Genomic DNA, 16,347 nt, shown 5'->3' on the forward strand with positions numbered 1-16,347 from the left:
TCATTTTAGAGACAGGCAACTTTAGCGTTTCGTTGCTTATTAATCTGAATACGAGAACTAAACACAGAACATAAAAACAGTATAATGATAAATTACATCACCAAAGCAGTAACTAAGCTTTTCGGAACTAAGTCTGAACGTGACATTAAGGAATTAATGCCTTACGTTGAAAAAACAAATGCCGAATTTTCAAAACTGCGTAACCTATCTGACGAACAATTACGTCAGCAAACGGCCGAATTAAAAGAAATTATCCAGAAAAATCTTGCTAAGATTGATGCTGATATTTCTGATTTAAAAATGGAGGTCGAAGCAAATCCTGAAATGTCAGTTGATGCTAAAGAAACTATTTTCAACCAAATTGATACGCTTGGTCTTGACCGTAATAAACAATTAGAAGTTGTTCTTTTGGACATTCTTCCTCGGGCTTTTGCCATCGTGAAAGAAACCGCAAGGCGTTTTACCGAGCATAAAAAATTAGAAGTTCCTGCAACGGTTCATGATAAATTTATTGCAGCCAAGAAGAAAAACGTTGAAATTGTTGGCGATAATGCCATTTGGCACAACAAATGGAACGCCGCAGGAAATGAAATTGAGTGGAACATGGTTCACTACGATGTTCAGTTGATTGGTGGAGTTGTATTACATCAAGGTAAAATTTCGGAAATGGCTACGGGTGAAGGTAAAACGTTGGTTTCTACACTTCCTGCTTTCTTAAATGCTTTGGCTGGTCGTGGTGTTCACTTGGTTACAGTCAATGATTATCTTGCCAAACGTGACTCTGAATGGAATGCTCCTTTATTTGAATTTCATGGTTTGACGGTTGATTGTATCGATAAACACGAACCAAATACAGACGAACGTCGTCAGGCATATTTAGCCGATATTACTTACGGAACAAATAACGAATTCGGTTTCGATTATCTCCGTGATAACATGGCTCGCACGCCAGAAGAGCAAGTTCAACGCAAACACCATTACGCAATGGTCGATGAGGTCGATTCAGTTTTGATTGATGACGCTCGTACTCCATTGATTATTTCTGGCCCAATGGCTCGTGGCGACGAACAAGAATTTGATGCCTTCAATCCTTTGGTAGCTCGTATGGTTGAGCAACAAAAGAAATTGGTTCAAGATTTATTGGTAGAAGCCAAGAAATTAATCGCTGCTGGTAATAAAAAAGAAGGTGGTTTGGCTCTTTTCCGTGCTTACAGAGGTTTACCAAAAGCTCGTCCTGTAATTAAATATCTTTCTGAAACAGGTATTAAGCAAATCATGCAGGAAACGGAAAATATCTATTTGGCAGAAAATCAGAAATTGATGCCAGAAGCAGATGCTCCGTTGATGTTTACGATTGAAGAGAAAAACAATCAGGTGGAAATGACGGAAAAAGGTTTGACTTTCATGACTCGCATGGTAGAAAACCCTGATTTCTTTGTGATTCCTGACCTTTCGGTTGATTTAACAACTATTGAGAAAAAAGCAGAGATTACTGAACAAGAAAGATTACTTGAAAAAGAAGCTCTTATTCGTGATTATTCAGCAAAAACACAACGTATTCACACCGTAAGCCAATTATTGAAAGCTTATACTTTATTCGAGAAAAACGTTGAATACATCGTTGATGAAACAGACGGAAAAGTAAAAATCGTAGATGAATCAACGGGTCGTATTATGGAAGGTCGCCGTTATTCAGACGGATTGCACCAAGCCATTGAAGCAAAAGAAAGCGTAAACATCGAAGATGCTACGCAAACGTATGCCACGATTACGCTTCAAAACTATTTCAGAATGTATCACAAACTTTGTGGTATGACGGGTACAGCTGAAACAGAAGCAGGTGAATTCTGGACGATTTACAAATTGGACGTAGTAACGATTCCAACTAACCGTCAAATTTCAAGATTTGACCACGAAGACAAAGTTTACAAAACTGTTCGTGAAAAATATAGTGCCGTTGCTGACGAAATTCAAGAATTAGTTGATGGTGGTCGCCCTGTTTTAGTGGGTACAACTTCGGTTGATAACTCTGAATTGTTGAGCCGTATGCTTTCAATCCGTAAAATTCAACACAATGTATTGAACGCCAAGCAACACGCTCGTGAAGCAGACATCGTTGCGGAGGCTGGTCATTCTGGAAAAGTAACCATCGCAACCAACATGGCTGGTCGTGGTACGGATATTAAATTATCTGCTGATGCAAAAAAATCAGGAGGTTTAGCCATTGTAGGTACAGAAAGACACGAATCTCGCCGTGTTGACAGACAGTTACGTGGTCGTGCGGGTCGTCAAGGAGACGTTGGTTCTTCACAATTCTTCCTTTCATTAGAAGATGATTTGATGCGTAAATTCGGTTCAGACCGTATCGCTAAAGTGATGGACAGAATGGGTATGGAAGAAGGCGAAGTGATTCAGCACTCAATGATTACGTCGTCGGTAGAAAGAGCTCAGAAAAAAGTAGAAGAAAATAACTTTGGTATTCGTAAGCGTTTATTAGAATATGATGACGTAATGAACTACCAAAGAAATGCCATCTACAAACGTCGTCAGAATGCCCTTTTCGGAGAACGTTTAGCTTTAGATATTGCCAATAATACGTATGATGTTTGTTCTGAAATTATTCAAAACAATCCAAATTTTGACGAATTAGAATTGCGTTGTATTGAGATTTTAGGAATTGTTCCGCCATTCTCACGTGATGAAATTGGTAAATTCAATACTCAACAACGTACCACTCGTTTATACGAAGCAGCCGAACAACATTATCATGCTAAAAATAAAGGCTTGATGGAAAAAGTTGTAAACTTTGCCAAAGAAGCCCTTTCTCACGGATATACAGGTATGCAAGTACCAATTGTGAGTGGAAACATGATGTCACAAATGTTTGCTGATGCTCAGGAAACGATTGATACGAACGGTCGTAAATTGATTCAAGAAATGGAGAAATCTATTGCATTGAGTTTAATTGACCAAGAGTGGAAAGAGCATTTAAGAGACATGGACGATTTGAAACAATCTGTTCAGAATGCTTCTTACGAACAAAAAGACCCATTGTTAATTTACAAATTTGAAGCGGTTAAATTATTTGAACGTTTCTTGAGCAGAATTAACATTGATACCGTTAGTTTCTTGATGAAAGCGGATATGCCAGAAATCCAAGAAGCAGAAGCTCCAAAAGCACAGCCAAAGCAAGCTCCTCAACCCAAATTACAAACGCAAAAAGATGATGCACTTTCAGCATTAATTGGCGGTTTGGCAGGTGGCAGAGGTGACGAGCAAGACTATCACGACCCAAGTGCTGGTCAGACTGCCGAGAAAATTGTACCACGTCAAGCCATTAAAATTGCAGACCGTAACCAAAGAGTAACGGTACAGTACAGAGACGGTTCAATTAAAGAAAATGTCAAGTACAAAACCGTTGAACAGGATGTTGAAAAAGGCACAGCAGTGATAATAGCTTAATAACTTAAATATTATTACATTTCTATTAAAGTCGTCCTAAATCCAATTTTAGGACGACTTTTCTGTGTAAGAGAATCAAAAATGAGTAGAATTATAAAACGGTAATCTCTTTAATTACAAAAATCTGTATCTTTACACTATTAGTTAACAAACTCCAAATAGTTTATGGCAAAAATTTTACAATTAAGTACATTTGAATCTGATGCAGGCGACCTAACCGTTTTTGAAAAAATATTACCCGGAGATATTAAAAGAGTATTTTACATTAGAGGGAAAGAGGGACATGAAAGAGGTGGACACCGCCATGTGAATACTTGGCAAGCATTAATTTGTATATCAGGAAATTGCAGAGTTTGGGTAGATAATAATGAAACACAAGAATATTTTCAATTAGATTCTCCTAACAAATGTCTTTTATTAGCACCTGAGGATTGGCACGTTATGGATGAATTTACAGATACATCTATTCTTTTAGTCTTAGCAAATACACAGTACTCTCAAGCTGACTATATATTTGAGCCATATACACAGGCAGCTCCAATTGTTAATACTTGATTTTGAATTAAATGCAAATACCTTTTCTCAATCTTAAATCTACAAATCAGATTTATGAAGCCCAAATCACAGAAGAAATTTCCAAAGCAGTTTGTTCTGGGTGGTATATTTTAGGAGAAAGATTAAAACAATTTGAAACCAGTTTTGCCAACTATTGTGGCGTAAAATATTGTATTGGAGTAGCCAACGGCTTAGATGCCCTAACAATCATGCTTAAAGCCTCTGAATTTCCTAAGGATTCAGAAGTTATTGTTCCTGCTAATTCTTATATTGCTACTATTTTAGCGGTATCAAACGCCAACCTTGTACCCGTACCAGTTGAGCCAATCTTAGACGATTACTTAATTAATCCTCATGCAATTGAACAGGCAATTACAGCCAAAACAAAAGCCATTTTAGTAACACACCTGTATGGAAGATGTTGTAAAATGGATGAAATTAACGCTATTGCAACAAAATATGGTTTAAAAGTTTTTGAAGATGCTGCTCAAGCACATGGTGCTATTTACAATAATAAAAAAGCAGGAAACTTATCTGATGGAGCAGGCTTTAGTTTTTACCCTTCCAAAAATTTAGGAGCAATGGGCGATGCTGGGGCAATCACAACAAATGATGACGCTTTTGCAGAACGCATTTTTGCACTGAGAAATTACGGTTCTTCTCAAAAATATATATTTGATTATCAAGGATATAATAGTAGATTAAGTGAAATACAAGCCGCCATTTTAAACATAAAATTACCGTATCTCGATACAGAAAATAATTATCGTAAAAAAATTGCGAACAGATATTTAACCGAAATAAATAACCCTAAAATTACCCTTCCTATTGCAGACTCTATCAACAATGATGCTTGGCATTTGTTTGTTATTAGAGTTGAAAATAGAGATTCATTCCGACAATTGCTCAGTGAAAATGGTATTGGAACGGATGTGCATTATCCACTTGCTCCACATCAACAATTGGCATACAAGTCATGGAATCATTTAACGCTTCCAATTACTGAAAAAATACATCAGCAAGTGGTAAGTTTACCCCTCAATACATCTCTTACAGACGAAGAAATATCCTACATCATTCATTACATTAATACGTATTAATCATAATTTACCACTTTTTCCAAACACTTTAGAATGTTATTATCTGTCGTTATTCCTGTCTATCACGGAGCAGTCACTATAACTAAACTTGTAGAAACAGTACAAGAGCAGTTAAAAGCGTATGCCTTTGAAATCATTTTAATAAATGATGGCAGTAAAGACAATTCGGAACAGGTATGTATCAATCTTTCTGAACAATATAAAAATATTTCATTTCTTTCTCTACGAAAAAACTTTGGAGAATTTAATGCCGTAATGTGTGGTCTTTATTATGCCAAAGGGGAATATACAGTCATTATTGATGATGATTTTCAGAATCCTCCATCTGAAATTATCAAACTGTTGAATACTGCCCAAAATGGAAATTTCGATGTAGTTTACAGTCAATATGATGAAAAAAAACATCATGCTATAAGAAATTTTGGTAGTTGGTTAGTCAATCAAGTCACAACAACTTTATTCAAAAAACCTCAAGACTTATACTTATCCAGCTTTAAAATTATCAAAAGAGAGGTTGTAGAAGAAATTTGTAAATACAAAGGGCCTTATCCTTATCTCGACGGTTTAATTTTTAACATTACCGATAATGTAGGAAAAGTTACGGTTATACATAATGACCGCCACCACGGTGAATCTAATTATACAGCCAAAAAATTAGCCAGTCTATTTCTAAATATCATATTTGGCTATTCACTTTTACCTGTTAGGTTATCATTGTTTTTAGGAATGTTATCTACCTTTACAGCACTTATTTTATCAGTCTTGCAGCTTTTCTCTGTAATTGATTATCCCATTAGATTAGTGGTTTTATTTTTTGGTGGCATACAATTAATCTCAATAGGAATCGTCGGAGAATATATTGGCAAAACCTTTTTGACACAAGGAAATACGCCTCAATATACACTCAAAATCAAACGTATAAACAATGCTGAATAGTAGTGAAGAAGAATTTAGAATGATGTTTGAAGCCGAAGAAAAACTTTGGTGGTATAGAATTCTTCACGAAAAAATATCGGCTGAAATTCAATCCAAATTCGGGCAAAATAAAGACATTACTATTTTGGATATTGGCTGTGGAACAGGCGGTTTATTAACTTTTTTACGGACAAATCAATACGCTAATATCCAAGGAATTGATTATTCTGACTATTCGATTCATTTTTCAAAATCTCGTAATTTGAATGTACAAAAAATGAGTATTGATGATTTGAATACTCATTTTCAAAATCAACAATTTGACGTTATTATTTGCAATGATGTATTTTATTGCTTAGATAAAACACAGATTACCAACGCCTTACAGAATATTGCAAACCTTATAAAACCAAACGGCATTTTTCTGTCTAATAATAATGCGTTTCCTATCTTCTATGGAACACACGACATTGCCGTTGGAGGAAAATGGCGTTTTACCTTAACTGATTTTCAAGATTTTCTGTCAAAATCTCCTCTAAAAATTCATTATCATTCTTACTGGACGTGGCTACTTTCACCATTGGTTTTAGCGATTAGGCTTTCTCAACAACTACAATTGAAATTAGGATTGATAGATACTCAAAAATTGGTTTCAGATGTAAGTGTACCACCACATTGGTTAAATGAGTTCTTCTATAAAATCGTAAAAACGGAGGAGAAAATTCTGAAAAGAGGTTTTTTCGGAAGTTCTCTTTTTTTGACCGCAACAAAATAAATAGCCTCATAATTTAGAGTAGATTATTGATTATTAATCATTTAATGTTTTATATAATTGATTAATAATCTCATGAAAAAACTATCGAAATTTCCTCTATTCAGAATTTACGTATCTATTTTTCTATCGTTCATAACGATTTGGAATTCAAATTCCCAAGCCCTCAAAATTCAGCATGATTTAGTGGTGGCTAAAGATGGTTCTGGGGATTTCAGATACATCCAAGACGCCGTTGATGCCATCCGAGTTTATCTTCCAAAACGAATTACTGTTCGTATCAAAAAAGGGATTTACAAAGAGAAAATTGTTATTCCAAGTACACTTTCCAACATAACTTTTGTAGGAGAAGAAGGAACTGTGATTAGCTACGATGATTTTTCGGGCAAAGGAAAAATGGAAACCTTCGATTCCTACACGCTAAAAGTGATGGGAAATGATATTACATTAGAAAATCTCGTTATTGAAAACACCGCAGGAAGAGTTGGGCAAGCCGTTGCCTTACACATTGAGGGCGACCGTTGCGTAATGCGGAAGTGTAAATTCTTAGGAAATCAGGATACGATTTTTGCTTCGGGAGAAAATTCTCGACAGCATTTTATCAATTGTTACATCGAAGGAACAGTTGATTTTATTTTCGGTTCATCAACTGCTTTGTTTGAAAATTGTACGATTCACAGTAAAGTAAATGGCTACGTTTCTGCTGCTTCAACGCCAAATTGGGTAAATTATGGCTACGTTTTCAAGAATTGTAAATTAACCGCCGATGCGGGTGTTGACAAAGTTTTCTTGGGTCGTCCGTGGAGAAGTTTTGCAAAAACGGCTTTCATTAATTGTGAATTGGGCAAACACATTGTAGCCACAGGTTGGGATAATTGGTCGAATGTAGCCAATGAAACTACCACATTTTACGCCGAATACAAAAATTCGGGAGAAGGTGCAAATTTGAATGCAAGAGCAAAATGGTCGCACCAACTAAGTGATGAAGAAGCGGCTGCTTTTACAACTGAAAAAATATTTGCGGGAAGTTTAAAACCATCCTTAAATACCTTTTGGTCACAGCCTTCGTTCATAGGAATTACGGGTAAAATTGATTCTTCTTATTCAAACAATAGTGCCTATCTCAATACCAAAAAGTCGCACCCAATTACCGAAATTGTTCCCGAAAAATCGTTAAGTTCTGTTAACGAACAAAAAGCAATTAGCTATGGAAAAATTGGAGAAAGAGCTTTGTTATTAGACGTTTTTTCTCCTAAAAAAGTAGCTAAAAAAGCATTACCAGCCATTATAATCATTCACGGAGGTGGTTGGAGAACAGGAAATAGAACGCAACATCATCAATTGGCAAGGCGTTTGGCAGACTTAGGGTATGTATGTTTTACGCCCGAATATCGACTTTCTACCGAAGCACTTTATCCTGCCGCAGTTTATGATTTAAAAACGGCTTTGCGTTGGATGAAAGCCAATGCTCAAACTTATAATATTGATACCAATCGGATTGCAACTTTAGGATTTTCGGCAGGCGGACAACTTTCTGCATTCATGGGTGTAACTGCTCAAAACCCGTATTTTGAAGGAAATAATGCTAATTTAAACCATTCGAGTAAAGTGCAAGCGGTGGTGGATATTGATGGTACACTTTCGTTTGTTCACGCAGAATCAGGGGAAGGTGATGACCGAAAAAATACATCTGCCGCAACTTATTGGTTTGGCTACTCGAAAGCGGATAATTTAAAACTTTGGGAAGAAGCCTCTCCGCTCACTCACGTGGGCAAAAACACCCCTCCTATGTTATTTCTAAACAGTTCTGTTGATAGAATGCACGCTGGACGAGAAGATTTTAGAAAGGTTTTAGACCAGAATAATATTTATTCAGAAGTACATTCTTTTCCAGATTCACCACATTCATTTTGCCTATTCAATCCGTGGTTCGAGCCGACTATTAAGTATATTGATGAGTTTTTGAAGAAGGTTTTGAAGTAAGGTTTATATATTTTGCCACGAAGACTCTAAGTTATTATTAGAAAAACTTTGAGCCTTTGTGGCAAATACAAATATTGCCACGAAAGCACGAAGACTCTAAGTTATTATTAGAAAAACTTTGAGCCTTTGTGGCAAATACAAATATTGCCACGAAGACACAAAGGCTCTAAGTTATTATTAGAAAAACTTTAGAGCCTTCGTGTCTTCGTGGCAAAACAAATACAAACAGAAATAACAATACTTTAGAGCCTTCGTGGCAAAACATAAATATCATTTTTTCAAAAAATACCGCTCAAAAACAGAATCTTTCTTCAAAGAATATTCCAAGACCGCCGATTCATCTCCATAAGCAACTCGCTGAAATTCAAGCATATTGGTAGCTTTAAAAATAAATGGTTTTTCAATTGTTGTAAGAATTTTTGCAGGAAAAATCCCTTTTTCAAGTTGATTTATATTAGAAAGAGAATTGAAAAACAGAACGAATAAAATTATCCCACCCGATACCGACTTCCAATTTAACCTTTCAATCACCGAAATTCCAACTAAAATAGAAAGCATAAAAAAAGATGGAAAAGAAACTCTGATATTAAAATCGTTATAAATTCCAATTCTATAAATGGCAATTAAACAAGGAAAAAACACCGCAATTATCCAAAGTAATTTAGGCGTATTTTCATACAATCGTAAAAGTATTCCCCAACCAATAAAGTTTGAAAAAGCATAAAGTAAATAGAAGAATAACCACCAAGAAACACCCGTTTGCCAAATAAATTCAGTATTGTTCGCATGAACACCTTCGGTACTAATAAAATAGAGTATCAACGGAATAAATGAAATAGTAAGTAAAAACATTAATCCCAAATCCTTTCTTTTTGTAGCAGAAAAGACATTTTTAAAGTTTATCAAAAAACTAATCGCTACAAACGGAAACAAACCAATCGTTGTTAATGGACTCCAAAACATGGTTGAAAGTAACATCAATAACAAATATTTCAAATCACTTTCAGATTGCTTTTTTCTAAATTCTTCAATAATCATACACGCCCCCAAACAGGCAGGTAACGTATGTTGCGTAGCCCATGCGTAGTTCTTCACAAATGATTGTGTAATGAGTTTAAACTGATTTAATTGAAAATAATAAGGTTGTAAATATTCTTGGAAAAATTCAACATTCATTAATAGCTTTACCGCTATCCAAGTATTGGAAAATACGACTACTACCAATAAAATTGAAAATGCGTTTTTAGGTGTAAAGGTTGTAATCCAAGTAAAGACAAGACTCAAACCAAGAACACTCCAAATGAAAGAAATGTATCTACAAGTTGCCAAGCCAAAAACCTTTGCCAATAAAGCAGAAGGCAAATAATAACCTGTATAATAACAAAGATAAGTTTGTTGTTTGGCGTAATAAACGGGTAAGTCGTTGGTTATTAAATCATAATATTTAAAATTATTTGCCTGAAAATCATACGTTTGCGGTCGAAATTCACCAATTCCTAAAACGAAATTAAGCACGATTGACAAAAAGATACTTAAAACAATATTTTGAAGTGTTAAAGTATTAATTGGAGCTTGAATACCTTGTTGAAAAACAGTTTTCCAAGTATAAAAACTAATAAAAAGCACACAAGGAATGCTAATCCAGAGGTGAACCCAAGTAAGTAGAAACAAAATTGACGGAATCAGTAAATATAAAATACTAACTATTTTAAGTGTTCTGAGTGATTTCATGTTTGAAATTAAGTCAAATTTAGACCATAAGCAAAAACCAGTTTAGACAAGCTCATTTAGTCAATTCCATTTAGACTTTATTTTGTACCTTTGTTGTAAACATAAAATTGTTCGTGAATATGACATCAATGGTAATTACTCCTCGAAATAAATCTGAGATGAAATTATTATCAGATTTATTCAAAAAAATGCAAATTCAAACGCAATTAGTTTCTGATGAAATTCAAGAAGATTTGGGTTTAGCAATGATGATGAAAGAAGCAGACCGTAGTGAAAAAGTTTCGAGGGAAAGCATTATGGCAAAACTTAGAAAGCATGAAGGTTGACTTTTTAGCAAAGTTTGATAAAGATGTAGATAATATTCTTGATAAATCTATTTTAGAAGATATTGCTGATGTAATCGAAACGGTTGAACTCGCTGAAAATATTACAGAACTGAAAAATATAAAAAAATTAGTTGGTTTTAAAAACGCTTATCGAATTAAAATAGGAAAATACAGAATTGGTTTTTTCTTTGAAAATCAGACAGTTGAATTTGCTCGGGTAGTCCATCGAAAGGATATTTATAAAATTTTCCCATAAACCATGAGTATTGCCGAAATTCAGAAAGGCATCTTAGCTATGCCTCATGCTTTTGTCGTATTACAACGTCTTCAAGAAGCATTGGAGAAGGAAAAAGAACTGCGTAAGCATTTTTACGAAATTATTGAAGAAAACCGTAAAATGGAATTTATCAATGGCGAAATCATTTTTCATTCGCCCGTAAAACAGAAGCACAACGATGCCAACGGAAGAATATATCGGTTAATTTCAACATTTGTAGATGAACACGATTTGGGTTGGGTGGGTATCGAAAAAACATTGGTTTCATTAACTCGTAACGACTATGAACCAGATGTATGTTTTTGGAAACAATCGAAAGCAAAGGACTTTACAGAAGACCAAATGCAGTTTCCTGCTCCAGATTTAATAGTTGAGGTTCTGTCAAAATCAACTGCCAATATTGACCGAACAATAAAATATGACGATTATGAAGCTCATGGTGTAAAGGAGTATTGGATAATTGACCCAACAAAACAAACTATTGAACAATACGTTTTAAGCCATAAAAAATATGAACTACTTTTTAAAGGTAAAGACGGAAATATAGAAAGTGTAGCTATCAAAAACTTTAAAATACCAGTAAAATCTGTTTTTGATAAACGATTGACAAATAAGGTTTTAACAGAATTATTGAAATAAATACATTACGTAATGTTTGAAAATTTAAGCAGTAAAATTACCACCGCAATGCGTACCCTTAAAGGTAAGGGACGTATCACAGATGTAAACGTAGCCAGTACTGTCAAAGAAATCCGTAAGGCTTTGATGGATGCTGACGTAAACTATAAAGTTGCCAAAGAAATCACCGACCGTATCAAGGATGAAGCCATGGGGCAGCAAATCTTGATTGCCGTTGACCCGGGGCAAATGTTGGTAAAAATTGTTCACGAAGAACTCGTTAAATTAATGGGTTCGTCGGTACAAGCTATTAACTTGAAACCAGACCCTGCCGTTGTTTTAATTGCTGGTTTACAAGGTTCAGGAAAGACAACTTTTTCTGGAAAATTAGCTCAATATCTTAAAAAAAGTGGTCGTAATGTACTTTTGGTAGCTTGTGATATTTACCGTCCTGCGGCAATTGACCAGCTTAAAGTTCTTGGAGAACAAGTTGGTGTGGATGTTTATGCTGAGCCAGAAAACAAAAATGCCATCGAAATCGCACAAAACGCTATGGCGTATGGGCGTAAAATGGGCAAGCGTGTAATTATTGTGGATACTGCTGGACGTTTAGCAGTTGACGAAGCAATGATGAATGAAATTGCCGCAGTAAAAGACGCTATCAAACCTTCTGAAATCCTATTTGTTGTGGATTCAATGACGGGACAAGATGCGGTAAATACTGCAAAAACATTCAACGACCGCTTGAATTTTGATGGAGTTGTTCTAACAAAATTAGATGGTGATGCTCGTGGTGGTGCGGCACTTTCAATTCGTCATATTGTAGATAAACCCATTAAGTTTATCTCAACAGGTGAGAAAATGGATGCTCTTGACCAATTCTATCCAGACCGTATGGCAAGCCGTATTTTGGGTATGGGTGACGTTTTGAGTTTGGTAGAAAGAGCTCAAATGGCATTTGACGAAGAAGAATCTGAGCGTATCAACAAGAAAATTCGTCAAAATCAGTTTACATTTGAAGACTTCTATGCTCAATTACAACAAATCAAGAAAATGGGTAATTTGAAAGATTTGATGGGTATGGTTCCGGGAATGTCACAAGCAGTAAAAGACGTTGACGTACCAGATGATGCCTTCAAATCTATTGAAGCCATCATTCAGTCAATGACTCCGAAGGAACGTCAGAAACCAGAAATCTTAGATATGTCTCGTAAAAAACGTATTGCCACAGGCTCTGGAACAAGTGTAACAGAATTGAATAATCTTCTGAAACAATTTGACGGAATGCGTAAAATGATGCGTATGATGAACAATGTTCAAGATGGCAAAATGAAAATGCCAAACATGAAAAACTTAATGAAAAGATAAATTAAATAGAGTAATAATTTATAGAGAATAGAGTTTAGCCAAGTATAAACCCTAAACTTTATTCTCTATAAATTTCAAAAAAAGTCCCTTCTTCACCTCTATTCTCTTAAATTCGTCATTTACGAAAACTACCGTTTACTAATTTTAAAGTCTAAAAATATTTTCTCCACACGAGAAGAGGTACTTTTACGTTTTTATTACAAACTTATAACCACTGTTTTTTGAGTTTCCGCCAATGAGTTTTTATAACTCCTCAAACAGCATTAAAAATGAGAAACAGCATTATCAAGTCTATTTTCCTTACTGGATTTTCAATTATAAGCGTATCCATTTCTGCTCAGTATTTATCCATGCGTGAAGAGCGTCCCAAAATAGACAAAAATTTAAAAAATTTATTTCAAGTCTCCGTTAATCAGGAATCAACCAGTAACCTCAATTTTAGAATTGTCGTTAACAATCCTGCACAAGAATTATTAAATGTTAACCTTAAAAACCAAAACGGTCAGCTTTTTCAAGATGATATTTTTCATCGCCGACCTATATACTCCATGCTTCTTGGTCTTGAAAGGTTAGAAGATGGAATCTACACGCTCTCAATTACTACCAACTATGAATCATTTACTAAAAATTTTGTTATTACCACAGAAGAATTGGGAACACGAAATGGGCAAATGTTTTTAGATAGAAAAGTAGAAATTTTAGACGCCCAATAATTTTTAAAATATTAACCCATAAATCTAAAACAATTCCTAACCAACACACTTACCATGACAGAATCGACCAATATGATTTTGAAAGGTGCAGTAATTTCAGCATTTTTATTATTGACTACTTGCCATATTGAAGCTCAAAGTCCTTCAAATGAACCAAAGAAAAAAGTATCAAAAAATGCAGAAAATGCTTTTAAAGTCACCCTTTCAGAAGATGAGAAAAATCCGTTAAACTTAAAGGTAAATATTAGCAACCCTTCAAAAGAAACTATAAAAGTATATTTACGCAAACGTAATGACTATACTTTCTTATTTGAAAAATTATTGGGAAAGGAAAATAAGGCTTCAATGCTTCTTGAGCTTTCTCCTCTGGAAGACGAAGATTATACTTTTGTTGTAAAAACAGAAAATAATTTTTTCATCAAACACATTAGCCTTCAATCTGGAGATTTAACTACTACAAAAGTCAACGGAAAAGAAGTCATGACAACCAATCGTACCATTGTTTTAAAAGACGAATAAACCAATAGCGTTCAGATTTTAGGGAATTTCTCTCAAAATCTGAACGCTATTGGTTTAACCTAAATATTAAGCAAAGCTCATTTCTATCACATCATCACCCACAATTAATTTACCTTCTGTTGCTTTTTGAATATCATCAATCGTTACTCCCGGAGCTGTTTCTAAAAGTTTAAAACCACCCTCAGGCAGAACTTCCAAAACGGCTAATTCTGTAACAATTTTCTTTACACAACGTAAACCTGTCAACGGTAACGAACACGATTTCAACAACTTAGACTCCCCTGCTTTATTAACGTGTTGCATTGCCACAATGATATTTTCGGCAGAAGCTACCAAATCCATTGCTCCACCCATTCCTTTTACCATCTTTCCCGGAATTTTCCAGTTGGCAATATCACCATTTTCAGAAACTTCCATTGCTCCCAAAATCGTCAAATCAACGTGTCCCCCACGAATCATCGCAAAACTTTCCGCTGAACTAAACAAGGACGAACCATCTACCATCGTAACGGTTTGTTTTCCTGCATTAATCAAATCTGGGTCAACATTTTCTTCCGTTGGAAAAGGACCAATTCCAAGCAATCCATTTTCAGATTGCAAAACAACATTTATATTTTCGGGAATATAATTAGCCACAAGCGTTGGTATCCCGATTCCTAAATTGACATAATATCCGTCTTTTACTTCACGAGCAATTCGTTGAGCTATTTGATTTTTATCTAACATTAGATGATTGTTTTTTATTTTGATACAAAGGAACAAAAAAAAGTGAATGACAAAACGACAAAATATTAGAAAATATCAACATAATTTTACACTACCTTTGAAAGCCAAAAGGATGTTCGAGTAATAAATGATTCGAGGTTAGTTTTAAAAGTCTCTTTTTGCGATATTTACTTCCACATAATTTTAATGAATTCATGAACTATAAACTTTTAGGAAAATCAGGATTAAGAGTTTCCGAAATCGCTTTGGGAACAATGACTTTCGGAACAGAATGGGGCTGGGGAGCAGATTATGATACCTCGAAAAAGGTTTTTGAGGCTTATGCCAATGCTGAGGGAAATTTCATTGATACTGCCAATCGTTATACAGAAGGAACTTCTGAAAAAATGGTTGGAGAGTTCATCAATGCAGACCGTGACCATTTTGTTTTAGCTACAAAATATTCTCTTTTTGACCGCAAAGGTGACCCAAATTTTGCAGGAAATCATCGTAAAAATATGGTTCGTTCAGTTAATGAATCTTTAAAGCGACTTAAAACTGATTTTATTGACCTCTTGTGGGTTCATGCTTGGGATGGTACAACGCCCGTTGACGAAATGATGCGAGCTTTGGATGATTTAGTCACCTCTGGGAAAATACAATATATCGGAATCTCAGACACACCTGCGTGGGTAGTTGCCCAAGCCAACACAATGGCTGATTTACGTGGCTGGAGTCGTTTTGTGGGTTTACAAGTAGAATATTCATTGATTCAACGTACCCCAGAACGTGATTTATTACCGATGGCGAAAGCTCTTGATTTGGCAGTAGCTCCGTGGGCGTCATTGGCAGGCGGTGCATTATCTGGAAAATATCTAAGAGGCGAAAAAGGGCGTGTGCCAGACAATAGTTTACGAATAAATGAACGTTCTCAGAAGATTACACAAGTTGTTGTGAATATAGCTGACGAAATTGGCGTAACGCCCTCACAAGTAGCATTAAACTGGTGTCGTCAGAAAAATCAGGTAGTTATTCCAATTGTTGGAGCAAGGTCTTTAACCCAAATTGAAGATTCTTTGGGCTGTGTAAACTTCAAATTATCACCCGAACAAATTACACAATTAGACGAAGTAAGCAAATTTGATTTAGGATTTCCGCACGATTTTTTAGCTTCGGAAAATGTCAAAAATATTCTTTCGGGCGAAACTTGGGGAAAATTAGAGAATCATAGGAGTTAGATTCAGCATTCTGTCTGAACTATGATTTAAAAGATGATTTAATTTTAAGATTTTCCCATTATCCT

Annotated in this window: 15 protein-coding genes; 13 read left to right on the plus strand and 2 right to left on the minus strand. The window is 35.2% G+C overall.

Annotated elements, in window-relative coordinates; all coding sequences use genetic code 11:
• The first annotated feature begins 84 nt into the window (after positions 1–84).
• The 6 genes from secA to LV89_RS05455 all read left to right on the plus strand — a co-directional run bounded on the left by secA (position 85) and on the right by LV89_RS05455 (position 8,787).
• Positions 85–3,462: a preprotein translocase subunit SecA gene (gene secA / locus LV89_RS05430; RefSeq protein WP_109741857.1), complete on the plus strand. Its 3,378-nt coding sequence runs from the start codon at positions 85–87 to the stop codon at positions 3,460–3,462.
• 165 nt (positions 3,463–3,627) lie between these two features.
• Complete coding sequence (locus LV89_RS05435) at positions 3,628–4,017, plus strand: sugar 3,4-ketoisomerase (protein WP_109741858.1); 390 nt, start codon at positions 3,628–3,630, stop codon at positions 4,015–4,017.
• Between the two features lie 11 nt (positions 4,018–4,028).
• A complete protein-coding gene (locus LV89_RS05440; RefSeq protein ID WP_109741859.1) occupies positions 4,029–5,117 on the plus strand; it encodes a DegT/DnrJ/EryC1/StrS family aminotransferase in 1,089 nt (362 codons plus the stop codon).
• Positions 5,118–5,150: 33 nt separating this feature from the next.
• On the plus strand, positions 5,151–6,053 hold the full coding sequence (locus LV89_RS05445) for a glycosyltransferase family 2 protein (protein ID WP_109741860.1): 903 nt from the start codon (positions 5,151–5,153) through the stop codon (positions 6,051–6,053).
• A complete protein-coding gene (locus LV89_RS05450) occupies positions 6,043–6,807 on the plus strand; it encodes a class I SAM-dependent methyltransferase (protein ID WP_109741861.1) in 765 nt (254 codons plus the stop codon). Before LV89_RS05445 ends, LV89_RS05450 begins: the two co-directional genes overlap by 11 nt.
• A gap of 72 nt (positions 6,808–6,879) precedes the next feature.
• A complete protein-coding gene (locus LV89_RS05455) occupies positions 6,880–8,787 on the plus strand; it encodes a pectinesterase family protein (protein ID WP_109741862.1) in 1,908 nt (635 codons plus the stop codon).
• Positions 8,788–9,057: 270 nt separating this feature from the next.
• Here the strand turns inward: LV89_RS05455 and LV89_RS05460 are convergent, their stop codons facing one another.
• Positions 9,058–10,518 (minus strand): hypothetical protein, encoded by a 1,461-nt coding sequence (locus LV89_RS05460; protein WP_109741863.1) that lies wholly within the window; start codon positions 10,516–10,518, stop codon positions 9,058–9,060.
• 119 nt (positions 10,519–10,637) lie between these two features.
• Here LV89_RS05460 and LV89_RS25045 point away from each other — a divergent pair, with 119 nt between their 5' ends.
• The 6 genes from LV89_RS25045 to LV89_RS05490 all read left to right on the plus strand — a co-directional run bounded on the left by LV89_RS25045 (position 10,638) and on the right by LV89_RS05490 (position 14,339).
• Complete coding sequence (locus LV89_RS25045) at positions 10,638–10,844, plus strand: hypothetical protein (RefSeq protein ID WP_109741864.1); 207 nt, start codon at positions 10,638–10,640, stop codon at positions 10,842–10,844.
• Complete coding sequence (locus LV89_RS05470) at positions 10,834–11,100, plus strand: type II toxin-antitoxin system RelE family toxin (protein ID WP_109741865.1); 267 nt, start codon at positions 10,834–10,836, stop codon at positions 11,098–11,100. Before LV89_RS25045 ends, LV89_RS05470 begins: the two co-directional genes overlap by 11 nt.
• A 3-nt stretch (positions 11,101–11,103) precedes the next feature.
• On the plus strand, positions 11,104–11,760 hold the full coding sequence (locus LV89_RS05475) for a Uma2 family endonuclease (RefSeq protein ID WP_109741866.1): 657 nt from the start codon (positions 11,104–11,106) through the stop codon (positions 11,758–11,760).
• A gap of 12 nt (positions 11,761–11,772) precedes the next feature.
• Positions 11,773–13,107 (plus strand): signal recognition particle protein, encoded by a 1,335-nt coding sequence (ffh, locus tag LV89_RS05480; protein ID WP_109741867.1) that lies wholly within the window; start codon positions 11,773–11,775, stop codon positions 13,105–13,107.
• Positions 13,108–13,376: 269 nt separating this feature from the next.
• Entirely contained in the window at positions 13,377–13,820 is a 444-nt protein-coding gene (locus tag LV89_RS05485; protein ID WP_146199086.1) for a hypothetical protein, read from the plus strand.
• A 54-nt stretch (positions 13,821–13,874) separates the two neighbouring features.
• A complete protein-coding gene (locus tag LV89_RS05490) occupies positions 13,875–14,339 on the plus strand; it encodes a hypothetical protein (protein WP_109741869.1) in 465 nt (154 codons plus the stop codon).
• A gap of 66 nt (positions 14,340–14,405) precedes the next feature.
• Here the strand turns inward: LV89_RS05490 and LV89_RS05495 are convergent, their stop codons facing one another.
• Positions 14,406–15,065, minus strand: coding sequence for a CoA transferase subunit B (locus LV89_RS05495; protein ID WP_109741870.1), 660 nt, complete (start codon positions 15,063–15,065; stop codon positions 14,406–14,408).
• Between the two features lie 194 nt (positions 15,066–15,259).
• Here LV89_RS05495 and LV89_RS05500 point away from each other — a divergent pair, with 194 nt between their 5' ends.
• Positions 15,260–16,282: an aldo/keto reductase gene (locus LV89_RS05500; protein ID WP_109741871.1), complete on the plus strand. Its 1,023-nt coding sequence runs from the start codon at positions 15,260–15,262 to the stop codon at positions 16,280–16,282.
• Positions 16,283–16,347: the final 65 nt, after the last annotated feature.

The organism is Arcicella aurantiaca (assembly GCF_003148625.1).
GTDB classification, from domain to species: Bacteria; Bacteroidota; Bacteroidia; order Cytophagales; family Spirosomataceae; genus Arcicella; species Arcicella aurantiaca.

Excerpts from the sequence above, each read along its gene's own strand:
- secA (WP_109741857.1), top strand. The coding sequence starts at position 85 with ATGATAAATTACATCACCAAAGCAGTAACTAAGCTTTTCGGAACTAAG.
- LV89_RS05490 (WP_109741869.1), top strand. The coding sequence starts at position 13,875 with ATGACAGAATCGACCAATATGATTTTGAAAGGTGCAGTAATTTCAGCA.
- LV89_RS05485 (WP_146199086.1), top strand. The coding sequence starts at position 13,377 with ATGAGAAACAGCATTATCAAGTCTATTTTCCTTACTGGATTTTCAATT.
- LV89_RS05450 (WP_109741861.1), top strand. The coding sequence starts at position 6,043 with ATGCTGAATAGTAGTGAAGAAGAATTTAGAATGATGTTTGAAGCCGAA.
- LV89_RS05470 (WP_109741865.1), top strand. The coding sequence starts at position 10,834 with ATGAAGGTTGACTTTTTAGCAAAGTTTGATAAAGATGTAGATAATATT.
- LV89_RS05500 (WP_109741871.1), top strand. The coding sequence starts at position 15,260 with ATGAACTATAAACTTTTAGGAAAATCAGGATTAAGAGTTTCCGAAATC.
- LV89_RS05475 (WP_109741866.1), top strand. The coding sequence starts at position 11,104 with ATGAGTATTGCCGAAATTCAGAAAGGCATCTTAGCTATGCCTCATGCT.
- LV89_RS05455 (WP_109741862.1), top strand. The coding sequence starts at position 6,880 with ATGAAAAAACTATCGAAATTTCCTCTATTCAGAATTTACGTATCTATT.
- LV89_RS05435 (WP_109741858.1), top strand. The coding sequence starts at position 3,628 with ATGGCAAAAATTTTACAATTAAGTACATTTGAATCTGATGCAGGCGAC.
- LV89_RS05445 (WP_109741860.1), top strand. The coding sequence starts at position 5,151 with ATGTTATTATCTGTCGTTATTCCTGTCTATCACGGAGCAGTCACTATA.
- ffh (WP_109741867.1), top strand. The coding sequence starts at position 11,773 with ATGTTTGAAAATTTAAGCAGTAAAATTACCACCGCAATGCGTACCCTT.
- LV89_RS05460 (WP_109741863.1), bottom strand. The coding sequence starts at position 10,518 with ATGAAATCACTCAGAACACTTAAAATAGTTAGTATTTTATATTTACTG.
- LV89_RS25045 (WP_109741864.1), top strand. The coding sequence starts at position 10,638 with ATGACATCAATGGTAATTACTCCTCGAAATAAATCTGAGATGAAATTA.
- LV89_RS05495 (WP_109741870.1), bottom strand. The coding sequence starts at position 15,065 with ATGTTAGATAAAAATCAAATAGCTCAACGAATTGCTCGTGAAGTAAAA.
- LV89_RS05440 (WP_109741859.1), top strand. The coding sequence starts at position 4,029 with ATGCAAATACCTTTTCTCAATCTTAAATCTACAAATCAGATTTATGAA.